This is a genomic window from Paraburkholderia heleia NBRC 101817, assembly GCF_000739775.1.
GTDB classification, from domain to species: Bacteria; Pseudomonadota; Gammaproteobacteria; order Burkholderiales; family Burkholderiaceae; genus Paraburkholderia; species Paraburkholderia heleia.
In genome coordinates, this window is sequence record NZ_BBJH01000089.1 from 1 (window position 1) to 1653 (window position 1653).

The following is a 1653-nucleotide window of genomic DNA, read 5'->3' on the forward strand; positions in this document are numbered from 1 at the left end:
GGCCGAGGCCGTGTAAAAACGCGTAGAACGGCCCAACGGTGACGCCCGGTTGGGAGCGCAGTTGCGTTAGGCCGAGACGCAGGCAGATGACGTGATCGTGTTTTACTGGCAAACAGTGTCGGGGTGCAGGAGTTCACGCGCCTGCCAGCTTCATTGCGCACATCGTCTTTGCGAACCCGAGAATCCTGATGACCCGTTTGAGGTTGTAGGCCAACACGTGCAAACTCATTTCAGCGGCGACGTGGCCAAGTCCGCGCGTCTGGAAGTGCGTCGATCCCATCCAGTGCTTGAGTGTGCCGAACACGTGCTCGACTGTCCGCCGCCGTATCGTCATGGCGTCGAGCTGTCGATCCAGCCTGGACTGCATCGATTCAAGCACCGCTTCATGTTCCCATCGTCGAATACGCCGGTAATCAGCGGGCGTGCATTGGCTTTTCATCGGGCATCTCGGGCAAGCGCTACTCCAGTACGTTCGCAGCTCCAGCAGATTGGCGCTTTCGAAGGATGTGTATCGGTATATCGCACGTTGACCCGCTGGGCACAGGTATTGGTCGTCTTTTGCAATGTATATAAAGTCAGCCCGGTCGAATCGTCCGTCAGCCTTCGCACCTGATGTCTGTGTTTTCGGCACCAGCGCTGCAATACCAGCGTCTTCGCAGGCTTTGATCTCCGTGGCATTGAAGTATCCGCGATCGGCCAGTGCCCTGATCCTCTTCCTACCCATCGCATCGCGGGCGGCCTTGGCCATCGGGCTTAGCTGCGCGCGGTCACTACCGACGTTCGTCACTTCGTGGGTCACGATGAGGTGATGCTTCGTATCAACAGCCACCTGAACGTTGTAGCCCACCACGCCTGTGCCCTTGGCTTGCGACATCATCGAACGTGAGTCGGGATCAGTCAGCGAAACCTGCTTTTCCGGTAAATCATTCAACAGTTCTGCGGCCCGATCCAGATCGCGCATCTGTTCGCGCAGCGTCTCGATCTTCTCCCGTAGCCGTTCGGTTTTCGCCTCCACCTCAGCTGGTTGTGTGCGATCAGCCGTCTCCAGGGCATCCAGATAGCGCTGTATGCTTTGCTCGATCTGTTCCTGACGCCTTGCGATCTTGTTGGGCGTGAAGTTGTTGTCGCGACTGTTCACCGCCTTGAACTTACTGCCGTCGATGGCAACGACTGCTTGCGTGAAGAGCTTAAGGTCGCGGCATATCACGACGAAGCGTCGGCATGCATTGCGAATGCCGACGCCATTGCTGCGTCTGAACTCGGCAATCGTCTTGAAGTCCGGTGCGAGGCGCCCAGTCAGCCACATCAGTTCAACATTGCGCTGGCACTCCCGCTCCAGACGTCGGCTTGACTGCACTCGATTGAGATAGCCGTAGATGTAGAGTTTGAGCAGAACAGACGGATGGTAGGACGGTCGGCCCGTGATTGCGGGTGTGGTGCCTTCGAAGCCCATGGAAGCCAGATCGAGCTCGTCGACGAATGCATCGACGATCCGCACGGGATTGTCTTCAGCGATAAAGTCTTCGAGACATTCCGGCAGCAACGTGGCCTGATTGCGGTTTGCACCTTCGACAAATCGCCCCATCTCCGCCTCTCGCGCTAACAGGTTGATTCAGTCTAGGCGATCGCACGTGTTTTGACACACCCTCGGCC

At 57.5% G+C, this 1653-nt stretch carries 1 protein-coding gene; it reads right to left on the reverse strand.

Annotated features, from left to right (window positions below; translation table 11 throughout):
• Positions 1-133: 133 nt before the first annotated feature.
• Positions 134-1585, reverse strand: coding sequence for an IS1182 family transposase (locus tag BHE01S_RS35755; protein WP_042273214.1), 1452 nt, complete (start codon positions 1583-1585; stop codon positions 134-136).
• Between the last annotated feature and the right edge of the window lie 68 nt (positions 1586-1653).